Source organism: Ferdinandcohnia sp. Marseille-Q9671 (assembly GCF_976954385.1).
In genome coordinates, this window is the sequence record NZ_CDRJTA010000001.1 from 179,308 (window position 1) to 203,875 (window position 24,568).

23 protein-coding genes and 1 pseudogene are annotated in these 24,568 nt (G+C 36.5%); 4 read left to right on the plus strand and 20 right to left on the minus strand.

What is annotated here, in order from left to right; genetic code table 11:
- Positions 1-204 precede the first annotated feature (204 nt).
- The 6 genes and pseudogenes from ACWNMY_RS00950 to ACWNMY_RS00975 form a co-directional block, all read right to left on the minus strand.
- Positions 205-735, minus strand: coding sequence for a DUF4279 domain-containing protein (locus tag ACWNMY_RS00950; protein WP_449536418.1), 531 nt, complete (start codon positions 733-735; stop codon positions 205-207).
- A gap of 174 nt (positions 736-909) precedes the next feature.
- Positions 910-1,737, minus strand: a complete 828-nt coding sequence (locus ACWNMY_RS00955) for a hypothetical protein (protein WP_449536419.1) — start codon at positions 1,735-1,737, stop codon at positions 910-912.
- Complete coding sequence (locus tag ACWNMY_RS00960) at positions 1,724-2,251, minus strand: RNA polymerase sigma factor (RefSeq protein ID WP_449536420.1); 528 nt, start codon at positions 2,249-2,251, stop codon at positions 1,724-1,726. Before ACWNMY_RS00960 ends, ACWNMY_RS00955 begins: the two co-directional genes overlap by 14 nt.
- Before the next feature lie 359 nt (positions 2,252-2,610).
- Positions 2,611-3,345, minus strand: a complete 735-nt coding sequence (locus tag ACWNMY_RS00965) for a glucose 1-dehydrogenase (protein ID WP_449536421.1) — start codon at positions 3,343-3,345, stop codon at positions 2,611-2,613.
- An 89-nt stretch (positions 3,346-3,434) separates the two neighbouring features.
- On the minus strand, positions 3,435-3,881 hold the full coding sequence (locus ACWNMY_RS00970; RefSeq protein WP_449536422.1) for a MarR family winged helix-turn-helix transcriptional regulator: 447 nt from the start codon (positions 3,879-3,881) through the stop codon (positions 3,435-3,437).
- 13 nt (positions 3,882-3,894) lie between these two features.
- Positions 3,895-4,002 (minus strand): annotated as a pseudogene (locus ACWNMY_RS00975) (SDR family oxidoreductase); the annotation flags it as partial.
- A 589-nt stretch (positions 4,003-4,591) separates the two neighbouring features.
- On the opposite strand from ACWNMY_RS00975, the gene ACWNMY_RS00980 reads away from it, so the two are divergent.
- A complete protein-coding gene (locus tag ACWNMY_RS00980) occupies positions 4,592-6,802 on the plus strand; it encodes an FIMAH domain-containing protein (RefSeq protein ID WP_449536423.1) in 2,211 nt (736 codons plus the stop codon).
- A 1,047-nt stretch (positions 6,803-7,849) separates the two neighbouring features.
- On the opposite strand, the gene ACWNMY_RS00985 is transcribed toward ACWNMY_RS00980, so the two are convergent.
- Positions 7,850-8,824 (minus strand): NAD(P)H-dependent flavin oxidoreductase, encoded by a 975-nt coding sequence (locus ACWNMY_RS00985; RefSeq protein ID WP_449536424.1) that lies wholly within the window; start codon positions 8,822-8,824, stop codon positions 7,850-7,852.
- A 235-nt stretch (positions 8,825-9,059) separates the two neighbouring features.
- Positions 9,060-9,581, minus strand: coding sequence for a hypothetical protein (locus tag ACWNMY_RS00990; protein ID WP_449536425.1), 522 nt, complete (start codon positions 9,579-9,581; stop codon positions 9,060-9,062).
- A 324-nt stretch (positions 9,582-9,905) separates the two neighbouring features.
- Here ACWNMY_RS00990 and cspC point away from each other — a divergent pair, with 324 nt between their 5' ends.
- Positions 9,906-10,109, plus strand: coding sequence for a cold shock protein CspC (gene cspC / locus ACWNMY_RS00995; protein WP_449536426.1), 204 nt, complete (start codon positions 9,906-9,908; stop codon positions 10,107-10,109).
- A gap of 571 nt (positions 10,110-10,680) precedes the next feature.
- Here cspC and ACWNMY_RS01000 read toward each other — a convergent pair.
- From ACWNMY_RS01000 to ACWNMY_RS01040, 9 genes are all read right to left on the minus strand, one after another.
- Positions 10,681-11,151: a CarD family transcriptional regulator gene (locus ACWNMY_RS01000; RefSeq protein WP_449536427.1), complete on the minus strand. Its 471-nt coding sequence runs from the start codon at positions 11,149-11,151 to the stop codon at positions 10,681-10,683.
- Positions 11,152-11,419: 268 nt separating this feature from the next.
- On the minus strand, positions 11,420-12,028 hold the full coding sequence (locus tag ACWNMY_RS01005; protein WP_449536428.1) for a hypothetical protein: 609 nt from the start codon (positions 12,026-12,028) through the stop codon (positions 11,420-11,422).
- Positions 12,029-12,402: 374 nt separating this feature from the next.
- Complete coding sequence (locus ACWNMY_RS01010) at positions 12,403-13,737, minus strand: MFS transporter (RefSeq protein ID WP_449538362.1); 1,335 nt, start codon at positions 13,735-13,737, stop codon at positions 12,403-12,405.
- Between the two features lie 116 nt (positions 13,738-13,853).
- Entirely contained in the window at positions 13,854-15,242 is a 1,389-nt protein-coding gene (locus tag ACWNMY_RS01015) for an aminotransferase-like domain-containing protein (protein WP_449536429.1), read from the minus strand.
- Between the two features lie 331 nt (positions 15,243-15,573).
- Positions 15,574-17,256, minus strand: a complete 1,683-nt coding sequence (locus tag ACWNMY_RS01020) for a hypothetical protein (RefSeq protein WP_449536430.1) — start codon at positions 17,254-17,256, stop codon at positions 15,574-15,576.
- Positions 17,257-17,376: 120 nt separating this feature from the next.
- Positions 17,377-17,727, minus strand: a complete 351-nt coding sequence (locus ACWNMY_RS01025; protein ID WP_449536431.1) for a DUF2200 domain-containing protein — start codon at positions 17,725-17,727, stop codon at positions 17,377-17,379.
- A gap of 117 nt (positions 17,728-17,844) precedes the next feature.
- Positions 17,845-18,294: an SRPBCC family protein gene (locus tag ACWNMY_RS01030; RefSeq protein WP_449536432.1), complete on the minus strand. Its 450-nt coding sequence runs from the start codon at positions 18,292-18,294 to the stop codon at positions 17,845-17,847.
- Between the two features lie 255 nt (positions 18,295-18,549).
- Complete coding sequence (locus tag ACWNMY_RS01035; RefSeq protein ID WP_449536433.1) at positions 18,550-19,032, minus strand: SRPBCC family protein; 483 nt, start codon at positions 19,030-19,032, stop codon at positions 18,550-18,552.
- Between the two features lie 336 nt (positions 19,033-19,368).
- A complete protein-coding gene (locus ACWNMY_RS01040) occupies positions 19,369-19,731 on the minus strand; it encodes a YciI family protein (RefSeq protein WP_449536434.1) in 363 nt (120 codons plus the stop codon).
- Positions 19,732-19,878: 147 nt separating this feature from the next.
- Between ACWNMY_RS01040 and ACWNMY_RS01045 the strand changes: the two genes are divergently transcribed.
- Together ACWNMY_RS01045 and ACWNMY_RS01050 are read left to right on the plus strand one after the other, a co-directional pair.
- A complete protein-coding gene (locus ACWNMY_RS01045; RefSeq protein WP_449536435.1) occupies positions 19,879-20,874 on the plus strand; it encodes a DoxX family membrane protein in 996 nt (331 codons plus the stop codon).
- 311 nt (positions 20,875-21,185) lie between these two features.
- Positions 21,186-21,902 (plus strand): 3-ketoacyl-ACP reductase, encoded by a 717-nt coding sequence (locus tag ACWNMY_RS01050; protein ID WP_449536436.1) that lies wholly within the window; start codon positions 21,186-21,188, stop codon positions 21,900-21,902.
- A gap of 92 nt (positions 21,903-21,994) precedes the next feature.
- Here the strand turns inward: ACWNMY_RS01050 and ACWNMY_RS01055 are convergent, their stop codons facing one another.
- The 3 genes from ACWNMY_RS01055 to ACWNMY_RS01065 form a co-directional block, all read right to left on the minus strand.
- The gene (locus tag ACWNMY_RS01055) at positions 21,995-22,906 is read right to left on the minus strand and encodes an MBL fold metallo-hydrolase (protein ID WP_449536437.1); all 912 of its coding nucleotides are present in this window, start codon (positions 22,904-22,906) and stop codon (positions 21,995-21,997) included.
- Between the two features lie 389 nt (positions 22,907-23,295).
- Positions 23,296-23,811, minus strand: coding sequence for a phosphoribosylanthranilate isomerase (locus ACWNMY_RS01060; RefSeq protein WP_449536438.1), 516 nt, complete (start codon positions 23,809-23,811; stop codon positions 23,296-23,298).
- Positions 23,812-24,057: 246 nt separating this feature from the next.
- The gene (locus ACWNMY_RS01065; RefSeq protein ID WP_449536439.1) at positions 24,058-24,525 is read right to left on the minus strand and encodes an SRPBCC family protein; all 468 of its coding nucleotides are present in this window, start codon (positions 24,523-24,525) and stop codon (positions 24,058-24,060) included.
- Between the last annotated feature and the right edge of the window lie 43 nt (positions 24,526-24,568).

The window sequence follows — 24,568 nt, forward strand, 5'->3', positions numbered from 1 at the left end:
TTTCAATAACTAGCAACAAATACCTTTCACTGCAGAAGAGATAACCTGCAATGTCACGCGATTTATGCCATCTAGTACAATTTCTATAAAAATAGTGGTAATCCTTCTTAAATGGTAATATCTGTTATAAAAACATTTTTTGTTTAACATTTACTTTAAATAAAAATACATGACACTGTATTAGCGATTAAAAAAACAGATTCATCAAGAATCTGCTCCGTTTAATAAAAACCTGTGTTTTTTGTGTAGTTCAGAAAACTCTATTTCAACATCTAAGGATGCGATTAACCGTACAAGCTCTTTTGATAAATAAAAGTCTGGAATGCCTCCGTAGCTGTATACTTGAATGTAACAACCCATGTCGAATGTCTCGTCGATATAGGCAAGTTTTTCTCTTGTGATCGTATGAGTACGTAAGAGTTTCTCAAATTTATCATAAAGCAGATCCAAAAATACGTGTTCGTCATTTACCTCATTTGTTAAGAGTTCGTCATCAGAAAGTGTTAAAACTTTAGTCCAAAATGAATAAATTGCCATATGTTTTGATGTTTGTGACACAAATAAGTTTGGCTCACCCTTTAAAAAACAAATCGAACCTTCCATACCTAGATAATCATCCAAGTCCTTCTTCGTTACCAAACGGTTTCCGTTATCGTCTTCATCGATTCCTGAATAAAACGAAAAACATAAAATATACCGTGTTAATCCATACACTATGTCCTGTTCTTGTTCCAAATACATTCCCCTTTAAATATATTGTGGTCTCTAATCCAAAAAAAACGTACCATTTACACAATACTTCCACAAGAATGAAGGAAATCCTTCTTGAACCATCACAATTCTATATATAGCGAGATATATGAAGGGTTTAACTAGAAAAAGGATTGCCGTAATGACAACCCCTTTGAACTATCTTTTTCGAATTTGTTTTAATGATTTTTCAACAAATTTGTATGCTTCCTCTTCAGAAACATATTTTGCTTGGAATGTGTATAGATAAACAGTGTCCTTTAGTTTAAAGCTATAATTATACGCTTTGTGATTGAGTGGTGGTCCAGTATCAATTACTCTAAATTTAACCGAAAATCCGGCTATTATTCTTTCATCACCATAAAGTGCTGAATGTATGAGGTCTTTTCGATTTGTTTTTTCAGACATAATGACGATAGCAGCTTTGTATTTCTCAGCCTTTAGATAATCACCATGTATAAACTCATAAGGTGGTACTTTAGATTGTTCTAGTTTTGTTACCCTCTCAAATTCTGCTGCATCAGATTGATCTGCATCTAATTTACTATAGCCAATTACAGCTGGGCCATGCTTACGTTCTATTTCTCCTCTTTCGGCTGAACCAACTGTTTCCATCATAAAATATGCCGTTTTCACTGGTAGATTATCATGATATGGAATATATACAGGTGTTTGTAATACATCCGAAATTTCCTGTTCAATCTCTGTATATGGAGTTTGAACCACTTCATTTTCCTGAGCTGGCTTTCCTTCCTCTGAAAATATGACCTGGTTTACTAGGAAGTAGCCACCAATAACTAATACGATTCCAGTTAAAATAGTATTCAATACTGGCCGTATACTCCATTTTATTGTCGCGCGTTCTGATTTTTCTACAGACTCTATCATGTTCTCGTGAATGTTACGCTTTTCTTGATCACTTAACTTTATAGCTTTAAAACTTTTTAACCTATCATCGTAGTTCGTTTCTTTTTTAGATTGTGTCATGCTCATAGCCCTCCTTAATCATTTGTTTTTTTAAGGCTTCTAATGCTCTGAACAAGGTAGTCTTCACTTTTGCTTCGGTCCAACTTAGTATGTCGGCTGTTTCTTGAATGCTCAGTTCTTCTATTTTCCTTAATATGATTACTTCTCGATATGACCTCTTTAACCTCTGAAGTGAACGATAAAGCTGTTCTTCCCTTTCTCCTACTTGAATCACTTTTTCTGGAAGATAGTCATTCGTAGCAAGCGACGTGTACGTATTGACCATAAACCGCAACGGCTTCCTTTTTCGAATTTCGTCAATGGTTGTGTTATGTGCAATTCGATACAACCAGTTTTTCTCACTCGCTTCCCCTCTAAAACTTCCCAGGTACTTATAGGCTTTAATAAAGGTCTCCTGTGTGACATCTTTTGCGAGTTCCTGTTCCGCCGTCATCATTAACACGTACCGATAAATACCATCACTATATTTGACATACCATTCATTTAATAATTGTAATGAGCTATCTTCATCCACTTCCTTCACCTCTTTCTATGTTCGAATATATTACTTGAAAATTGTTTGCCTTAAAGACGTACCAATATATAAAAAGTTACACTTTATTTATAAATAGGACTAAAAAAAAGCAGCTTCCCAGTCTACTATTCTAATTAGTGACCGGAAAACCAACATCATATACAAATTCCCTGCCTTAACTTAGTACGATTTGGGATACTACATTTTTTTAAACCTTGATTTTGCTGTGTTAACTTCTAACCCATCTATAGTCTGTAAATAGTAAATTCCCCTTAAAGTTACTCAAAAAAAATACCCAAACGTAAAAAGGCGCAATCCATTAATGAATCACGCCCCATTGTTGTACCATTCCATATTCCTTACATTGCAGTAATTCCGCCATCAACAATGAATTCAGCACCTGTTGAGTAACTTGATTCATCGGAAGCTAAATAAAGTACAATATTTGTTACTTCTTCTGGTTCCGCAACTCGTTTTAACGGAATATGTTTCGCAAATTCCGCTACCGCTGCTTTTGTGTCTTCTTGCACAACCATCGGAGTTGCAATTACACCTGGATGTACAGAATTAACACGTATGCCATAGTGGGAACATTCCATCGCTGCAGCTTTCGTTATGCCGCGAACAGCGAATTTTGTATCTGTATACCCAACAGCACCTCCCACAATGCCATTAATGGAAGAAATGTTTACAATTGAGCCACCTCCAGCTTTTTGCATGGAAGGAATAATTGTTTTCATTCCTAAAAACACGGAAACCTGGTTTATGTCTACAATACGGCGGTATTCTTCTTCAGTGGTTTCTAAAATTGATTTTGCCATTGTGATACCAGCATTGTTAATTAATATGTTGACTGGTCCAAATTTTTCTTCCGCCTTTGCCACAACGTTTGCCCAATCTTCCGCACTAGAAACATTTTGTTTTATAAACAGTGCGTTTTCACCTAATTCACTTGCTATCTTGCTGCCTTTTTCTTCACTAAGATCTGTTAATACAACCTTTGCCCCTTCCGCAACAAAGCGTCTTGCATGAGAGGCACCCATACCTTGAGCAGCACCCGTAATAATTGCAACTTTTCCTTCTAAACGTGCCATATAAATCGTCTCCATTTCATCTATTAGTCATATTTTGTATAAAGTGTGTACTACTTCTAGAATTTCAGATAGGCCCGTACTAAACGTTTCTAAAATGATAACTTTTTCTTACCAGAAATGTTAGCCAACAATTTTTTTTGAATTTCAATGTAATTTGAAAGTTCTTCATCTGAAAGAATACTAAATAATTCGTTATGAATTTTCTTTCCAATCGCTTCTGATTCGTTTAAGGCTTCCATTCCTTTAGCTGTTATTTTTAGATAGACCGTTCTTCGATCACTACTATCATACGTCCTCTCTATTAAATCTAGCTTGACCAGTTTTTCTGCCATATTCGTGATCGTACTCTTCGAATAACCTAGTGTTTCAGTTAATTCAACTTGTTTTAAAGGTCCACTCGTTCTTATTTCAGCTAAAACAATTATTGTTGATATACCAATTGGGTAAGAAAATTCATTTGTGAATCGAACAATATGTTCATTTGTTATCTGCTGAATCATATGTGTAAGATCGAAAATATTCGTATAACTATTCATTTAAAACTCCTTATTACCGTATTTGGATCGAACCTCCATCAACCATAAATGTTTGACCAGTGATATATTTTGAATCCTCTGAGGCTAAGAATATAGCAACAGGACCGATATCATTTTCTGGATAAAACCGTCTCTTCTTCATTAGTCTATAGATAAACAGTTTGTCAATAGAACGGTTTATATATAAACTATTTTAAATCTAAATTGTTTATATGTAAACTAATTTCACTAATCACTATATAATTATCTTAATAAGCTTACTCATACCAATGCTTTGTTTATATATAACAATCTTTTATTTACTCTCGCAGCCAAATAGAATATTAGGTTACGAAGGTGCTAATTTTTTCAATCATTAACACTCTTCTCGACAAGTTTTTTTGCCTAAAGTTACCTCCCCTATTATTTAACCCTTCAATAATGTATTCCGCCTTTTTCCCTACCTTACATTTCAACTAGGTAATTAGTTATAACCAAACATAATTCGATAGTCCCAAATGTGGATTTTAGACAGTTAATCGCCTTTAGAGTCTCATTTTCGTCATAAAACATGCAGTTTTACTGTTTACAATTAGCCATAGTAGTATAAATTCAAAATATTCCACCAAATGAAGATACTACTACATCATTTATTCAGGAGGTGAAACACTCTTTTTGAAAGCGTAATCATTTTTAGTCCGCTACAGGTTAAAAAATGGAGGTTGATATGATTGTTTAAAGTAAAAAGCATTTCAGTAAATATTTTTCTCTCTATAACTCTATTTGTATTGTTAATTGCACCATTGAATCAGGTTGAGGCAAATGAGAATTTATTTCCTACATATTCAGAACCAGAGGAAATTGGTTTTCCGTTAACGGGTGGTACGACGATTTACGATGGAGCTGTTGGGATTGAGGACGGAAATGAAGTTATGTATACAACTTCCAAGGGTATTCCAGCTCAGTTTAGTGTTATTGATCTCGAGACAAAGGAAACACTTCGCACATTATTTATGGATGGTGCAAATGATTCGTGGCATCATGAGGTTGCACCAGATGGTACCGTTTATGTAGCAGCTGGCAAGCATATCTGGGGGTACTCACCCAAAACCAAAGAAATAACAGCACTAGCTGAAATTCCAGAAGCGTCCTTGTGGGCACTAGCAGTAGATGAAGAGAGTAATGCTTACATTGGTACGTATCCAAGTGGCAAGGTATTTAAATACGAAAAAGCTACTGGCCAATTACATGATTATGGAAAAATGATTGGGGAAATTAGTCAAGAATATGTTCGTTCCATGGATTATCATGATGGATATATTTATGCCGGTACCGCTCATGACAAACTTATGAAACTCAATGTAGAAACGGGCGAAAAGGTAGATATCGCGGAAGAATTAAATGAATCCGGATTTGTTTATGATTTAAATGTCGTAGATGACCGCTATATATTTGCTAGATACTCTGTTTCTAAGAAAATGTATGTGTATGATATCGAACAAGAAAAATGGTTAGATGTTGTTTTAACAAATGTTACTGGATTGCATGTGACTGACTCGCTTGATGGCAATGTGTACTTTGTAGCAGATGGAAAGCTTAAATATATAAACCTAGAAACGTTACAAGTGAATGATACGACGATGAGGTATGGAAGTGGCCTTCGAGGAGCAGATTGGGTTGAAATTGAAGGTGATGATAGACTCCCAGGAAAGAGCCTTGCCACGATTACGTTTTCTGGTGCTGTCGTCTTTTTTAATATTGAGACAAATACAGTTGTAAGTTATTCAAATATGGTTCCTCCAACCGCGAATGTGACGAATAAATTTTTCACCTATTCGGAGGATAAGATTTACATGAGTGGTATGACTGGTGCTGTTGGTGCCGTGTTTAACCCACTTACAAATGAGATTGTAACTCTTAACTTAGGTCAAGCAGACGTCATGCATGAAATGGATGGAAAAATGTATTTTGGCGTGTACCCTGAAGGTAGTGTACAGGTCATCGATCCAGAGGTGGACCCGTATCAAGCACCAAGCAAAGTATTTGTAATTGGTGACGAACAAGAGCGACTCCACTCTATGACTTCTGGTGATGGAAAGCTATTTGTAGGTAGTATCCCGACTTACGGTAAATTAGGTGGGGCTCTTACTGTCTATGATGGTGAAACCCATAAGGTCTTCAGAAATATTGTTCAAGATCAAAGCGTGAACGACATTGTGTATAAAGATGGAAAAGTGTATGGGTCCACTTCGATTACAGGTGGTCTAGGAAGTACACCGACAGCAGAAGAGGCAAAACTATTTGTTTTTGATGTTGAGACAGAAACCAAAACGAAAGAAGTATCACTAAATATAGATGGTTTGGAAAAGCCGACACACATTGGACAACTGAAATTCGGATTCCATGATGACTATATTTGGGGAGCTTCGTCTGGTTTCATTTTCGCATTGGATCCTGAAACGCTTGAAGTCGTAAAGAGCGTAAATATTGACCCGAATGCTGCAATGGGTGCGTGGAATAACGTGCATCTAGAGTGGTCAGAGGATGGGTTCTTATACGCGAATGCTGGTAGCAAATTATACGTTATTGATCCAATATCTTTGGAATCTCAATTTATTACTAACACCATCACCTTTACTCTAGGAAAAGATGGAAACATCTATTATGCCCCTTATGAAAATCGTACAAAGTTAGTCAAGATTACGGTAACTAGCCAGAATGCGTCTGAGTTGGATACGTTAGAAGCAAAGATTGAGGCGTTACATGGTAACAACTTACTTGATAACAGCCAATACAAACAAGCAATCAACCAAATCAAGCAAGCCCGCCACTTTGAACAAAAAGGTGAACCAGAGAAAGTTAAACGTCACCTGGAAATTCTAAAGGAACATATTCAAAGATGGGATATTGATCAGGACTTAAAGGACTATTTGTTGGGATAATTGTCGCGGTGTCTCATTGAGATTTCAATATTGGAGAAGCTATCTTACTAGTTTCTCCTTTATTTTTGTTTGACCTTCAGGATATTTCCTTATTCTGGATACTGGGAATGGTTTTTGACCTACTAACCTATTATATGCATGCGCATCTTTCATTTGCGGATGCATTTTTCTCTTTTTTCTTTTAAAACCATTTAAATATGGAATATTTTAACAGATATTACCCTTTCCGAAGTCAACTTTTCCTTATTCTGGATCCTGCGAATGATTTTAGACCTACTAACCTATTAAATGCATCCGTATCTTTCATTTGCGCATGCTTTTTCTCTCTTTTTTTCTTAAAAACCATTCGAATGTGGAATTTTTTTACAGATATTACCCTTTCCGAAGTCAACTTTTCCTTATTCTGGATCCTGCGAATGATTTTAGACCTACTAACCTATTAAATGCATCCGTATCTTTCATTTGCGGATGCTTTTTTCTCTTTTTTTCTTAAAAACCATTCGAATGTGGAATTTTTTTACAGATATTACCCTTTCCGAAGTCAACTTTTCCTTATTCTGGATCCTGCGAATGATTTTAGACCTACTAACCTATTAAATGCATCCGTATCTTTCATTTGCGGATGCTTTTTTCTCTTTTTTTCTTAAAAACCATTCGAATGTGGAATTTTTTTACAGATATTACCCTTTCCGAAGTCAACTTTTCCTTATTCTGGATCCTGCGAATGATTTTAGACCTACTAACCTATTAAATGCATCCGTATCTTTCATTTGCGGATGCTTTTTTCTCTTTTTTTCTTAAAAACCATTCGAATGTGGAATTTTTTTACAGATATTACCCTTTCCGAAGTCAACTTTTCCTTATTCTGGATCCTGCGAATGATTTTAGACCTACTAACCTATTAAATGCATCCGTATCTTTCATTTGCGCATGCTTTCTTCTCTAATTCTCTTAAAAACCATTCGAATGTGGAATATGTTAACACACCCGAACCTTACAAATGCAAATAAAAATGCTTACCCCCAAACCTAGGAGTAAGCACCTCTATTACGCAAAAACCTGGCTAGTCTTAATTAGCTCGTTTCTTGCTTCAATATATTCTTGATAAAGCTTTTCCACGTACTCTCTTGCACTTGTTACCTCATTAATTGCACCAATCCCCTGGCCACTTCCCCAAATATCCTTCCATGCCTTGGATTTCCCCTCTCCACCAAAATTCATTTTGGATGGATCACTTTCAGGTAGATTGTTAGGATCTAAGCCTGCTGCACGAATGGACGGAGCCAGATAGTTGCCATGAACTCCTGTAAATAAATTACTGTACACCACATCATCGGACGTACACTCAACAATAGCTTGCTTGTATTCCTCTGCTGCTCGTGCCTCATGAGTAGCGATAAATGGCGAACCAATATAGGCAAAGTCGGCACCCATCGCTTGAGCAGCTAATATTGACTTCCCATTTGCAATTGAACCCGCTAACGCTAAAGGACCATCAAACCATTCGCGGATTTCTTGTACTAATGCAAATGGGCTTTTGCTTCCAGCATGTCCGCCTGCACCTGAAGCGACGGCAATTAGACCATCTGCACCTTTATCAATTGCCTTATGTGCAAACTTATTATTGATGACATCATGCAGTACAATTCCCCCGTAGCTATGGGCAGCTATGTTAACCTCTTCACGAGCCCCTAGAGACGTAATAATAATCGGAACCTTGTACTTAACACATAGATCCATATCATGTTCAAGTCGATCATTTGACTTGTGCACAATTTGGTTGATTGCAAATGGTGCAGCTGGTCGGTCGGGATTTTTCGCATTGTAGTCAGCTAGCGTCTCCGTTATCTCGGCCAGCCATTCATCTAGTTGTGAGGATGGTCTAGCATTTAATGCTGGCATTGAGCCAACAATCCCAGCCTTACACTGTTCAATGACAAGCTTTGGATTACTAATAATGAAAAGTGGTGATCCAATCACAGGAATCCTTAAGGATTTAAGGACAGTCGGTATATTTGACATTGTACTTCCCCCAATCATTTTAACTAAAATGAAATACCATTCGGAAAAAAGAAAAACCAAGATGTCATTTATGTACTGTGGAAGCGTTTTCTGTTATCCCTTTACTTAGTAATACTATATTAATAGCGTTATAGTCAAACCATTTTCACTGTATCATTCCCTCAACAGCAAAATTTCTAATTGAAAAAAATATCCTTAGTTGAATGAATATGTTTTTATTATTTTTATAATTCTCCTAATCTGTACCTACATACATAAATTCATCATCCTTACCAAATCGAAAGTGGATATCATACTTTCGTTCAGTATTATGTTGGTCATAACCATAAAGAAAATAACCAACCTCAGTTGAATCAGGCTGAGGATTATAAAAATTAAAATACATGGGGAATTTAGCTATTTCTGTTGGAAAGTAACTTCCTATAGAAGATTTACTAAGTTCACTGAAATATATCTTACCATCGATTACCTCAAGATTAACATCAAATTCATTTTTTAATTTATCAAAATCATGATTAGCTATATGACCCATAATGTTTCTTGCTTTATGGTCAAATACTTGTAGTTTTTCTTGGTTTTTCCTTTCTTGCTCCAATTGATCATTAATTCGCTTTACCTCTTCTTTTAACTTACGAATCTCATCATCTTTTTTCTCAATCTTAGTTTCGTATTCCAAAGTTAAAGATTCCTTACCAGAACATGCAGATATAAAGTTTATCGTTAAGAAAATTCCTGACAACAGAATAAACTGTTTCATTTTAGCATCTCACTCCGATCATTTGAAAAAAACTACCCTTCTATTACAATATTTCAACAAAATAGGTACTTCTCCTTCTTAAAAGATAGCACCCCCTTAATAAAGTAAACATTTATTTGGGTGGGAAAAGTATCACATGAAAAATTTTCTATTTTTTTAGCAATTTTTACTATACTAATTAAGTTCCAAAAATTTGTAATATGTTCATTTTCCTGTTATGATAAAGAAGAATTATTTTTGTTCCGTGAAAAAGGCTTCTCATTTTGAATACTTTGGGCAAGGATAGTAATACAATGTGTGGCAACGCACTAGGAGGCAACAAAAATGGAACAAGGTACAGTAAAATGGTTTAATGCAGAAAAAGGTTTTGGCTTTATCGAACGTGAAAATGGAGACGATGTATTCGTACACTTCTCTGCAATCCAAAGTGACGGTTTTAAATCACTAGACGAAGGTCAAAAAGTAACATTTGACGTTGAGCAAGGTCCTCGTGGAGCTCAAGCTGCTAACGTACAAAAAGCTGCTTAATTTTAAATCGACTATACAAACAGGTTCTATATAGGGCCTGTTTTTTTATGTTATGTGTTAGTAAAATAAATAAAAAATGGTTTCCTAATCTGGAAACCATTTTTGTAATTGACTATATGATGTTACCAATTCGTTTTTCCTTTTACGTAAAGAAGATCCAACAATACAATTCACTGCCTTTAGTTGTAAAAAGTTCGTAAACTTAGAAGTGAAATGATTGTTTTTCTTCCAGATGTAATGACTTACATAAATACATTGTATACCTAAAACAATGAAAGCCCTGCCTCTCTTTCATCCTTACGGCTCCAAGTCCGTGCCAGTGTGAATCAGGATTGCAAAAATCAATTGTACTAATTTATCGAGTATTTAATGAACTTCATACCTTCGTAAAAGAAATGTGGATACTAAAAATGGATTCCAATGCAGAAAAAAACATAAGAGGGTATTTCTCTATAGATGAGTTGTAGAAGTTGAATGTCTTTGAGATGATTTACTTTTAATAATTGTCATATTCCCCAAAAATAAATAAAGGATATTTTCGGGAGATGTCGTACATTATCTTACATTAACCTTAACTGAAACTTTTTATTTGATTTTCAGTAATCCCATTAATTAATCCCAGTTCACCAATCAAAAATTCATGTGCATTATCTAACATTTTTTTCTCGCTTGTATTAAGGGATTTTTCTTTCTTCATTCTCATTAAATCACGAACAACTTCAGCACATTCTAGTATTTTGCCTGTCTTCATTTTGTCCGTGTTCACTTTATACCTTTGTTTCCATGGCAGTAATCCATCTGATTTTCCATGTTGAAAAATGTGTATGAGGTGTTTTAATGACACTAAATCAGTAACAGGGCGTATTATTGAGCTTTTACCCGTTGGAATCATGACCTCCATATTACCCATTAACATTTTTATGACATAATACTGTTGTTTTTCACCTAAAATTTCCTTTTCTTCTATGGCTTTAATAATACCTGCTCCGTGCATTGGATAAACAATGTTATCGCCAATTTGAAACAAATAATCCACCTCCATATATGGTAACCTTCTTAACCTTAACACACATGTAATTTTTTATCAAATTTTTAATAATATCATATTATTATTTTACATGTCAACCATCTTTTCTTTATAATCAAAAAAAATAGCAATCTTATCAGATTGGCTATAAAAGCAAGGTTAACTTCAGGGATTCTACAAACGTTGATATTCGTAATTTATTTATATATAAGACTTCCTGCAGCTTCTTAAAACATACTCTAATTCCAGTATTTAATCCTGGAATGCTACATAATTAATAACTTTACTCTTTCGAAGTAAATTCTTTTACCCGCTCCACATCCACTGGCCCATTCAACACGCGATAGTGATCCATATTTATGAATATCTCGTTCCTCTCAATTACAATCATCACCTGGGCTGGACCTAAAAGTCCTTTTTCATTTTTCCACCATAATTCATAAGGATCAGAAAGAATATGCTCAGCTTCACTTTTGGTTTTCTTAACCTTATATTGTGATAAAAAATCGATCATCTCGTTAACCGTTTGGGTATCCTTGATTTTTGAGTCCATATCTGGCCCTATCACGATTTCTTTCGGATAGCTATACTTCTCTAGAATAGCTTCCAACGGTTTCTCTTTATACTCATTCCAATAGTGAATACCAAATATAGTAGCAGCAACAAACACTAAGGTGAAAAAGATTTTTGCTCGTCTATTTGGTGGCAAATAAACTTTTTCCTGTCGTTCTAACCAATCATAGAAAATCTTGCAAACTATTAATGAAAACAGTCCAATTGCAACCCAAATTACATACCAAAGATAAAATAGAGTGGGTACCAACCAAGATACAAGAGTATGAAGAACAAAAAAGAGTGCAAAAAACAGGATTGTACAAATGACTTGTTTCATACGCCACCTCCTCTTAACCAAATACGCCATTACACTATATTTTACCACAATATCCCAATTATTTCATACAAACTTCTATGTACTATAGATCCTATAAAATTAAGAGGAGCAGTTATTACAGGTTTTATCTGCTTATCTATTCAATAACAGTCGAACTGTCTCTTGGATATCGCATAGAAACTTTATCTAACTAAATAAAAAAACCTTCCAATTACAGTAGTGGAAGGTAACAGTTGAATAACAATGCTCATAATTAATTCAAAAATGATTGAAGATACAAATATCCATTTTGTTGCAATTTTCCATTTATACAATTGGAGTTTTATTCATTTCACGGTGCAATGTCTTGAACAATACGTCATCTATCCCAAGGACTATTCAATTAATTCAGTGCTAGTAGATTGGACAGCATTCATCTTTTTCCCTACGCGAGACCAAACCATAACTGGTACCAGTAATAGGGCTAAAATTCCTCCAACCAAGGATAAGGTAGTGTAACTAGAGCCAGCCACTATCATACCTGATAATGCTCCTCCACTAGCCCCTGATAACGCAATTAAAACATCTACAGTACCTTGAGTTTTAGCCCGCGTGGAAGTTTCCGTTGAATCAACAATAAGTGCAGTTCCACTAATCAAACCAAAGTTCCATCCTAATCCAAGTAGTGAAAGAGCAATTACTAGAAATACGATAGAATCACCTGGTGCAAATGCTCCTATTAAACCTGCCAAAAGCAATGTAGCCCCTGAAGCAACAGCCATTGCAGTCCGACCCAACTTATCAACAAGGACACCTGTAACTAGCGATGGGAGATACATTGCCCCTATATGAAATCCTATAACAAGACCCACTGCCCCCAAATCATGTCCATGATGATTCATATGAACCGGTGTCATTGTCATAATTGCAACCATTACAATTTGAGTAAGTACCATAATTGTTGCACCAACGATAACGCCTCTTTTGTTATACACTTGAACATTTGATTCCGAAATAACTTTATCTTTATGTTCTTTGTTGGCCGCCTCTATCATTCTTGCTATAACAAACGGATCTGGACGAAGCATTAAAAGAAGTACAAGTCCAGCCAAGATGTATGCTACTGCCGATAAAATGAAAGGCCCAGCAAGTGAAGGAACTCCAATAGAAAGAGCAATATTCCCCATTACATTCACTAAGCTTGGACCTGCAACAGCACCAAAAGTTGTAAAAACCATAGTAAGACTAATTGCAGTTGCTCGCTGTTTACTAGTTGCTAAATCGGTACCTGCATAACGAGCTTGTAAATTTGTTGCCGTACCTGCACCATACACTAGAAGTGAGGTAAATAATAGAAAAACACTATTTATTACTGCTGCAATTATGACTCCAATTGCACCAAGTCCACCTATCATAAAACCCGCTGTCAGACCAGTCCGCCGACCATATTGTTGCGATAGTCTCCCAACAAGTAAAGCAGCTGCTGCGGATCCTAAGGTAAATAAAGCGGCAGGAAGTCCTGCAAATGCGTCTGTACCAAGCATTTGCTGTGCAAGGAGTGCCCCCACTGTAACCCCTGCTGCTAATCCTGCGCCACCAAAAATTTGAGACATACTTACGACGAATAATGTACGCTTGTATAATGCTTTTTGTTTTTCTGAAGAATGAATATAGCTTTGTTTGGAAGTTTGAACCTCTACCGCTTCTATACTATCATTGGGTAACATAATCTAACCTACCTTTCCCAGAACCTAATTCTACTTCTTATTGAAACCTACACTTGATTTGAACCATCATAACACGCACTAAAAAACCATACAATATTATAATTGTATGGCGAACAATATTAAGTAAGGTCATTTAGCAAACGTTGAAGGATCATCAATCCTCGCTCAAGTTCTTCAAGTGTTTCCGGTGCACATACCGAAACCCTTACTGCCCTTGCTGGACAGCTATTTCCAACTACAAAGCGTTCAGCCGCATACACTTGTACTCCCTCTTGTGCAGCCAACGTTTCAAATTCCGCACCAGTAATCCTACCTGGTAATAGCAACCAACGAAAGATGCCCGTTTCATCACCTAGACACGTATAGTCATTCAAATATTGGTTTAGGATTTGGTTTCTGTGAATGGTATGTTCCCGGTGACTCTCAATTAGTAATTCAAATTGATTCGATACGATTGTACGAGCTGTCAGTTCAGCTAATAATGGGGACACTGTTATATTTAAGTTATAAAGTGCCTTTGAAATTGCCTCTTTGAATTGACTCGGCACTGCTACATAGGCAAGTCGTAACCCTGGTGCTAATGATTTAGATAAACTTGCAATATAAATAACCTGTTCTGGTGCAAATGTTGCAACGGCTGGCAGTGGTTGTTTGCTCAGAAGATGGTACGCACCATCTTCAATAATGAACTGATTATATTTTTGGGCAATTGATGCAATCATTTTACGATTCTCAACCGACATGAATGATGCAGTCGGATTGTGGTAATCTGGAATCAAGTAAATGCCTTTAATATTTTCATTTTTACAGGCATATTCAAAAGAAGTTGGACTCATTTCATAGTTCTCTGATTTTATCGGTATTAGTTGCACATTAAACATCGCTGCAACAGTTTTTAAGCCAGGGTATGTATGCTGGTCAACTCCGATGCGTTCTCCAGGCTTACAAAGACTTGCTAGTGTAGCGGCAATGGCATTTTGACCCCCATTTGCAAATAATATGTGATCAACGGTTGTCTCAAACCCACCTCTTCGGATTAGCTTTACAGCAGCATCCTTTTGCCAAAGGCTTTCGCCTGCACGACCATAACCAAACCATTTTTCATAATCTGTCTCTTGTAGCATACTTTTTAGTTGGAGTAACAGTGGCTCGAAAGAAGCATTATCTGGGAGTGTAGCTCCCATTTCAATTAAGTGCTTCGGCTTTGTATCTTCCAGTAAATACGCATTCGATAACGCATCATACGATACAAATGTGCCACTTCCAACAGAAGCACTGAGCAGGCCCTTTAACTCACAAACTTTAAAAGCTTTTGAAATGGTACTCACATTTAAATCCAAATAATCTGCAAGTTCTCTCTGTGGTGGAAGTTTTGTACCAGGTAATAATACTCCGTTTACTATATCATGTTCCAATTGCTGTGCGAGTACTTGATAAATAGGCTTTTTCGTTTTATCAATCGATGGCTTCCAGCTCATCGGATAGTTTTCAAAAGAATTAATCGGCATGATACGCATCCTTTTTCACACAATTATTATTTTTTATCATTTAACTTTATTCCGTTACGTAGTTTTGTTTTCATGTACATGTATATTTCATTCGTTTCACCCAAAAACAACAGATTCATTATATTTTACCATATGACCACAATCGATTAACGAACTCAATTGATTGTAATCCTTCCATAGACTAGAAACCTATTCGTTGATTGTCACTATTAACATATTTACTCGTTTTCTTTATATCTACAAGTTACTTTCTCTAGGATTTCTACACTTCTATTTAAGTACAAAATCGTAAAAAAAGTGCCAGTCATCACAACCGACACTTCCTTCATCCTTATAAACCTTCAATAACAAGGTCCTTTGCTGGTAAAAATTCTTCCCCTGTATCAAGGTAGGTTACGTTCACTGTATCATTCTCTTGTAAATAGATCGCTTTTGGCGCGTTTTCAGAAGAGATCATGTAACTTTTGTCATTATCTAACAAGAAATAGATAATCGTTGCGTTTTCTGCTTTCTCTTTATAGACACGAACGACTTTCCCGCTTACTTGTTTTTCTTCTGCTTCTGAAGTTCCATCAACCGTTCCACCACCACGTTGCAAGGCCGTTTTATATAGCTTCAATGCTTCATTTGGCGTATTTCCGTACACGGAAATCTCTGGATTGGCTGCTGACACGATGAAATAATTCTGTAGGAATCCATTCGCATCCAGTACTGGAGTTAACCAGCTTGCTTCGCCATAGAAATTATAGAGAATCGGCATTTCGCCATCCCATTTCTTTTCTATGAATTTCTTCTCAATAATTTGCAGTGCACCTTGTGAATCCATATATGATTCTTCTAAGTTGCCCGTATAATAGGTCGCTTCACCTGTTCTTGAATTCGTAAGAGAGTAACCGAGCATAGAGTCCACTCCCTCTTTGGGACTCGTAAAATCAGTGAAATAATACATATCCCCATTTTCATCAAAAATCGGGCTTACATTTGCTTCTGTTCCCTCATCTGATGGAAGCTTTACATCTGATTTTCCAAACTTACTGTTCCAGAACCCATTCACATAGTTCCCGAAATAACTATTTTGTAAGCTAACGACTTCCGGTGATACTGCACCATCAATGAATTCAGGAACATCCGCTGTTGCATACATGTCCATTTTTCCCGAGGCAGGGTCAACGAGGACGATTCCTTTGACATCAAACCCATTTCTAGCGGAAATAAATTCTCCATATGAGCGAAGATAAAACGGTTTTCCTTCCTCATCGATTTCCAATTGAGGTTCACCGTAAAAGATCACTTTTGGATATTTCATGCGCATATGGCGTTGTAGATCCTTGTTAAAATAGGACGATGGCGTATAAATCATTTCAGCCTTCACAAACTTTGGATTATCTGTAGAATCTGTCGCACTAATCGTGAAATATCCTGGTGTACTTTTCCCATTCCACCATTTAAAAAATCCGGAAAATTCGATTGGTGCAATATACACGTATTCGTTGTTTATCTTTTGAATTTGTAAGTTGCCAAGTTCATAATAACTCGTATCAGGAACTTGGCCAAATGCCTTTTTCATTTTATTTCGTGCAAACTGTGGAGGAACACTAGCAGGTGTTTTCGTTTCATCAAACACTTCAATTTCTGTTTCTAGCTCCATGCTAGACACTTCATATTTTTCATCGGCATTAAAGAGGAAAGCAGTTCCTAAGTAAATACTGAAAACAAGACTTCCTACGAATAAGATGCCTTTCACCATTCTTTCAGCGCCATTTGCAAAAAGAGCACCTAGAGCAGTAACGACAAGTGCTAAAAACCAGACCGACGTAAAGTTTCGATCCACATTTGTAAGATAAAAATAAACAAACATAAGAATAGTAAGTAAAACCGCACTAGTAATTAGAAACCCAGGATGAAGTTTCGTATCCTTTTCCTTGTCTCTTTTGCCTTTTTTACGTGTAAACGGTAAGAGAATAAGTGCTGAAGCCACTCCTATAATGACAGAAAATAGTAGAATTGATTGCATATAGAACTCCTTTCAAAAAGTCAATAGTTTATATACGAATAACCCCCTATAAAAGTTTCCTTTTTAGAACACTCCAATATAAAAAACACCAATCCTATACACAGAATCAGTGTTCCTTCATTACGCCCTCAAAATTTTCTCCATCTTTTTTCCTTTTGCTAACTCATCAATCAACTTATCCAAATAGCGAACTTCCCGCATAAGTGGGTCTTCGATTTCTTCTATTCGGACACCGCAAATCACACCTTTAATCAAGCTTCGCGAAGCATTCAGTTGGGGAGCTTCCGCAAAAAAGGTTTCAAAGTTTGTTTTATTTTCCAGTATTGTTTCTAGATCTTCCTGGCTATAACCAGTTAACCAACGGATGATTTCGTCTACTTCTTCTTTTGTACGTCCCTTTTTCTCAGCCTTCGTCACATAGTGAGGGTAGACACCTGCGAAGCTCATTGTATAAATCCTATGTTTTGTCATGTACATCTCTCCAATTTAACGTTGATACATTTCCTGCATAAAAAAACTATGTTAGAGATATTTATTTAATTTCTCAATCAATAACATGTTGATAATTTATAAAAAGTCCTATTCCTTTCATTTCTCCAAATAACTTTTCAACGCAGTCAAATCTTTGGCACAAATCTTTTTAAATGTACGTGTCATCAGTTTACCAACAAGTTTTGAGATTCCAGTTAGCCCTTTAATTTCAGCGTGTAACGTAACCTCAGTTGCATTTCCGGATTCTTTTATTTCATATGTATAATAGTGTTCACCTTTCCCGTTTGACCCTTTTGAACCGTCAACGAAAAGTTCAATCTTTTCAGGCTCAAGACCGATTACTTTAAAGACTTCCGACGCTTCATGCCCCATCATTTTCCTTGTTTCTATCCATCCACTGCCAACTTTCATTTGTCCCTCATCCAACCGCTTTATCCGGACTAACCCTTGCATCCAGTGCGTAGCTGCATCCAAGTCCAATAGGGCTTGATAAACCTTTTCCTTTGGAACTCGATACGTTGTCTTTACTTCGAATTGAATAGTCATCCCAAAACCTCCCTTGACTTATTTTGACTCTTACATTCTAGCCATTTCTGTTCTATACCAAGAAGAGTTATCTGTAAAAACCTACTTACATCTGTATCGCTATTAACTTACAAAGCATCCGTGTAATCTTATGCCTTTTTAAAGATCGTATGTTCTTTAAGAAGTGTGATACACATTCAAAAAGCACAAAAAGCCATTGACACAGTATTGGATGGTAATCCCTTACTATATTGGCCCCATGCCATAGTAAGCTCTCTATAATGACTTTTTAAATGCTTCACTATAGATCTCACGCAGGTTAGCTGCGTTATCGTGCCACGTAATTGGATTTCCATTGACGATTTGACTGAAGACATCCAAACACCTATGCCATCCTGCTGCCGTATTCACCGCCCATGAATCATCGTGAAACGTATGTATAAAGACCAATTGACACCCTTCATCCTTTTCTCGCAATGAAATGTTTATTAGATCATCAATTTCACGTAAACTAAATTTAGATGGTTTTTCTAGCTCAGTAATGACAGCCTTATAAGTCGATCCTTCACCGTCATCAAAGTTAATTTCACCACCAAGTCTGATATCCATCTCCCCGGTTGCAAATGGGTACCATTGGGTAAAGGAATTAGGGTCCGTAAGATAATTGAAAACCTCCTCTGGACTATGAGGAAAGAATCGTTCAAATCGCAAAAAATAGCAACCGTTCTCCTCATGCAATGTACCATATTCATTCACCACTTCATCTGCCTCCTCTCTATACTTGAAGCCTTACACATAATCCAAATTCGTAAATATGTATAGCTCTATTGTTATATGGCTTTATAGTACTAGAAAAAAACATAACTAACAAACAACAATAAAATAGTACTCTGATTAACCTGCTCTCGTACACAGTACTCGTCAAAAAAATCATCTTACGTTTTTTCTAACGAATACCTTTTCCAACTAATACATAGTTTTCATTACATCACAAACGTGAGTATTTAATAACTAGCACCTTTCCCAAGCCATGTTGCTTATCGGTTTTTAACTCTATTTCCTAGCTTTATCGTTCATATGTCGATTAGTATTTGTTTATTCGAATACTTGGCGCAGCTCAATCTGACCTTCTCCAAGACCATGTGGATCTGGCGCACGCAACGCCCACTCGATGGCTTCCTCGCGAGACTTTACATCTATGAACCAGTATCCTGCAATTAACTCATTGACTTCGACAAATGGGCCATGTGTAATAGTAGGCGGTTCACCTGGAACAGGGTACGTAATACGAATGCCGTTGGAGCTTGGATGAAGTCCACCGACTGCAACGAGAACTCCAGCTTTCTTCAGCTCTTCATTGTATTTTTTCATCGCAGCAAACATCACGTCCATCTGCTCCTTTGGCATTGTCCCTGCTTCAGAATCCTTCGAAGCCTTCACAACCATCATAAATTTCATTGATAACTCCTCCTTGTACTTGTTTGGTTATAGCTAAAAATTATCGTTAACAACTTGGAATGGGTTACAGCGTAAAAACATAATCCCCTACTACTTAAGGAATAATAACTTTTGACTTTGATGATATAAAAAGGAGGGGTATATCCATTGAAGAAATACAATTCTATTGTTTTATTTGGGTTAATTTGTTTATCACCCATTATGGCAAGCGCACATGTAAAATGGTTTACCGAGAAAGAACCAGAAAAGGTTCCTATTGAACAAATCCTTTCAATAGAATTTATAGTGTTATCCATACTAATTGCTCTTTTTTTAGCATTACTATCTCAATTCATACCACAGTTGATGAAGATTCCTGGAGTAGCCACAATCGATATGAAGTTAGATGGATATCGGAAATACTCTCGTTATATTCTCAAATATGGTACAGCTGCTGCCTTTATTTTACAAGTGATGAATCGAACGATGTTTGCACCTGAGTTTACTATCCACCATACTTGGCAAACGGTTTTAATGTGGGCAATTATCGTTTTACTAGTAATTCCTCATCATATTGCAACAAAGATAGCTGCCATAGTAATGCTTGGATTATTTATTCATATTTGGAGTTATACCGGTTGGTTTCATATGTTAGATTATGGGTTTTACCTAGCTATTATCGGTGTTTTATTGGTAGGAAAAACGAAACTGGAGACGGCAGGATTTCCATTTCTTTACCTCGGAACAGGCTTAAGTTTATGTTGGGTTGCAGTAGAAAAATGGGTCTATCCTTTTATGACAATCGATATTATTCACCGCCATCAAGTCCCGACTTTTGGCTTTCCCCCTGATCTATTTATCGTTCTATCTGCATTTATTGAATTCGTCGTGGGTTACCTATTAGTCGTAGGTATTCTCAACCGTTTATTGGCTGTGGTAGTAACGATTTTATTTATCCTAACAACGACCATATTTGGCTACACTGAAGTTGTTGGACATGGCATGATTCATATTGTGTTACTTATTTTTATTATTGAAGGAATTTCCTTTTATCATCCACCAGTTAAAATGCATAAGACCCGAATCGACCAGATGATATTTGTCTTTCTAAACTTTTTATTTGTGCTAAGTACATTTTTGTTGATTTATTATCGATTTGCATAAACATTAGAGGTGGAAGAAAGATTATTTTGATGGCCGTTTTCGGAGGATAACGGCCATTATTATTTTAATTAAACTGCACCTTTTATTCCATAAATCAATTCTATAAAAAGTGCATTAATCCTTTTTCTTAAATCAACTTCTGTATAATTGATCACATATTTTTTTACTCTAGTTCCACTCTGCTTTACACCTCAAAAGAGCTATCCGAAAGCAGAACAATTTTAATAACCACCCTTGCAATGATATAATGTTTTGGTCTCATACATAATTCCGTATAGGATAATACTATTTCATCTTAAGGAGCGAAGAACATGCAACCCATTGCAGGAAAAGTAGCAGTTATTACAGGAGCAGGACGTGGAATAGGTCGTGCAACAGCAATAGCTTTGGCAAAAGAAGGTATTCATGTAGGTCTTATTGGACGTACGTCAAAAAATGTGGAAAAAGTAGCTGAAGAACTGAAGCAATATAATGTGAAGGTAGCAACAGCTGCGGCCAATGTAGCAGATATAGACTCTATAACCACAGCGGTCGAATCAATTCGTGCTGAGCTGGGTCCAATTGATATCCTAGTAAACAATGCTGGCATCTCAAAATTCGGTGGTTTCATGGATTTAACGCCGGAAGAATGGACAAATATTATCGATGTTAATGTAAAAGGTGTGTACTATACTACGCGTGCTGTATTACCTGAAATGCAAGAGCGCAACACGGGCGATATCATTAATATCTCATCAACTGCAGGTCAAAAAGGAGCTCCCGTTACGAGTGCATACTCCGCTTCAAAAGCTGCCGTTATCGGTTTAAGTGAGTCATTAATGCTTGAAGTACGCAAAAAAAATATCCGTGTTACAACTTTAACACCAAGTACAGTTGCAACAGATATGGCTATCGAGCTAAATTTAACAGACGGCAATCCAGAAAAAGTAATGCAACCGGAGGATTTAGCAGATCTAATCGTGGCACAGTTAAAACTCCATCCGCGTGTTGTATTAAAGCATGCTGGCCTTTGGTCGACCAACCCATAATAGAAAAATGTGCCTGAGCCCTCGGTATAAACGGGGCTCAGGCACTAGACTTAGAAGTTGTTAAGAAAACCAGAAAAATTTTCACAAGTTACCTACATCACTGTTTCCCCTATTAATAGTACCCTTAATTGCTCCTTTGGAAGATGCCGTTTTTCCCATTCTCGCAGTAAACGCTCCAAGGCTTCTGGCCCTGTGTCATCTGCCAATCGATATGCACCATAATGCATCGGAACAAACAGCTTTGCCTCGAGTTCAATAAATGCCTTCACACTGTCCTCAGGGGAAATATGCGATTCAGCCATAAACCATTCCGGTTCATAGGCGCCAATTGGCATAAAGACGACATCAATCCTAAAACGTACAGCAATTTCCTTAAACCCGGCGAAATAGCCAGTATCTCCGACAAAATAAAACGTTTCATTGGAAGTTTGAAAAACCCACCCACCCCAATGGGACGTATTCATATCATTAAGGCTCCTTCTTGTCCAATGCTGAGCTGGGACAAAGTGAATCTTGATTCCTTCGTATTCTATCGAATCCCACCAGCTCATTTCCCTTACATTTTGATATCCTTTTTTGAGGAAAAGAGACTTCATTCCGATAGGAACAAAATATGTAGGATTTCCTTTTAATTTTTTCAACGTTGGAAAATCAAGATGGTCATAATGACCATGTGAAATGACCACCACATCGATGTCCGGCAACTCTTCCAACGGAATTCCCGGTTCAGTTAATCGCTTTTGAAAACCCATTCGTTTCGCCCATACTGGATCAGTAAGTATATTCAATCCATCAAGTTGAAGCAAGAACGTAGAATGTCCAATCCACGTATAAGAAGTTCGGCTTCTATTCTCCTTAATTTCGTTGATCCTTTTATCGGAACACTGCGGTATATTTTCCGTTAAATCCTTTACCTTACTACGTCTTTCCTTCTGCCACCTTCGCATATCCCGAAACGTCTTCTTATTCGACACATCACCTAAATTACTGTATCTCGTCTTCATACTCTTCTCACCTTTGTGGGACAGGGGGACAGGTTCCTTGTCCCAGTCCTCTCTATTTATTGAGGTTAGGAAATAACTAATTCTTCTTAAGCTATGCTGCTCCGTTTATTCAAATAGGATTTCAACAAAAAAGGCGGTTACCCCTGGAGGAACAACGCACCTGTTAGCGATTAGTTTCTTATTTTCTTCCTCTTCTATTTTCAAATTGATCGTGTTTTCCGCCAACCCCGCCAAGTATTCCTACAATTATTAATATAAGGAAGCCGAGACCTTTTTTCCATTTCGATTTCGCCATTAAAATTCCCCCTAACTGCTCAGTTAGTTCAACAGTTCTATAAAATTAGCGTTATTTCCTGCTTAGATCAAAGCACCCATTAACTCCATTAGATTTAGTATGAATTTTTGTTGCCATATATCATTCTTTTTAAAAAATCTATTTTTCTTATATCTTTATTATTATTGTTATATGCTCGATAACTATCCTTGGATGAAGATTCGTAAACACATAAATATTGAACAGGATTTAGTAAATAATACTTTATACCTCCTATATAGTGCATTTCCAGATCCTCTAATTGTATTCCAGCGAAACTTGGTAATGTGTCAATAATACCAAACTCAACTGATAATCCCCCTTTAGAGAATTCATGTTCATGCAAATCTATTAAGCAGTATTCCATTGATTTCATAATGTTCACTATATCGTTCCAGTTATATATATTTAATTCAGGCGGTACTTCCCATCCTCTTTTATCACCAGGCACATGAATATCTAAGTCTTGTGCGTCCCAATTCTTTCCTGTAACGACTTCTAAACCAACCGATCCCATTAACAATGGAATAATTTCAATTTCATTTAGTTTTTTTGCAATGTTAATAAACTCATTAAACTTGTAACTTTCCATTTTCCCTCCGCTTTTTACTAATTTTACTATATTCCTTTTAAAATTAACCTATACCGTTAGTACAATAACATAATAAAGGGGGCTGTTTCCTTCTTAAAGGTAACCAACCTATGGGACAAGGGGACAGGTTCCTTGTCCCAGTTCTTTCTATTTATTATTTAGGCTAGGAGAAAATTCTTTTACGTTTTACGTTCCCTCTAGTTATATTTAACCCATTCTTTTTTCGTTGTTAAATCATCACATCCGCTAGTTGAGCAAGCTAATTTGGTTTTCTGCAATTCTTTTTAGTTCTTTTGCACGAGAAATGATAAAGTCTGTCATATACTTTTCCAGAAATAATTTATCGGCAATTAATCCAAGTGGACCAAAAGGTGATTTATACTGAAAAGTATCAATCATCAGAGTCCCACCTTTTTCTTCTTTGAATTGATGTGTATGTGTAAAAGAACTAAAAGGCCCTTTTACCATAATGTCAACAAACACTGTAGGCTTTTCCATTTGTATTACTTTTGCTGTTAGCCTTTGTTTGATACCAAAGTGAGTAGCTTCCCAAGTAACAGTATCCCCTTTTTCCAACAGCCCCTGCGTAACTCCACCAACAGCTTTTTCCTTAGTTTTAGCAGTAGTTTCGATATGTATATCTACGTTTCTTGCAAGGTCAAAGCATACGTTCACGGGTGCTTGGATAAATAGCTGATGCTTTATAATAGGCATTTGCTTTCTCCTTCGTAAGGAACTTTAATTTTTATACATACTC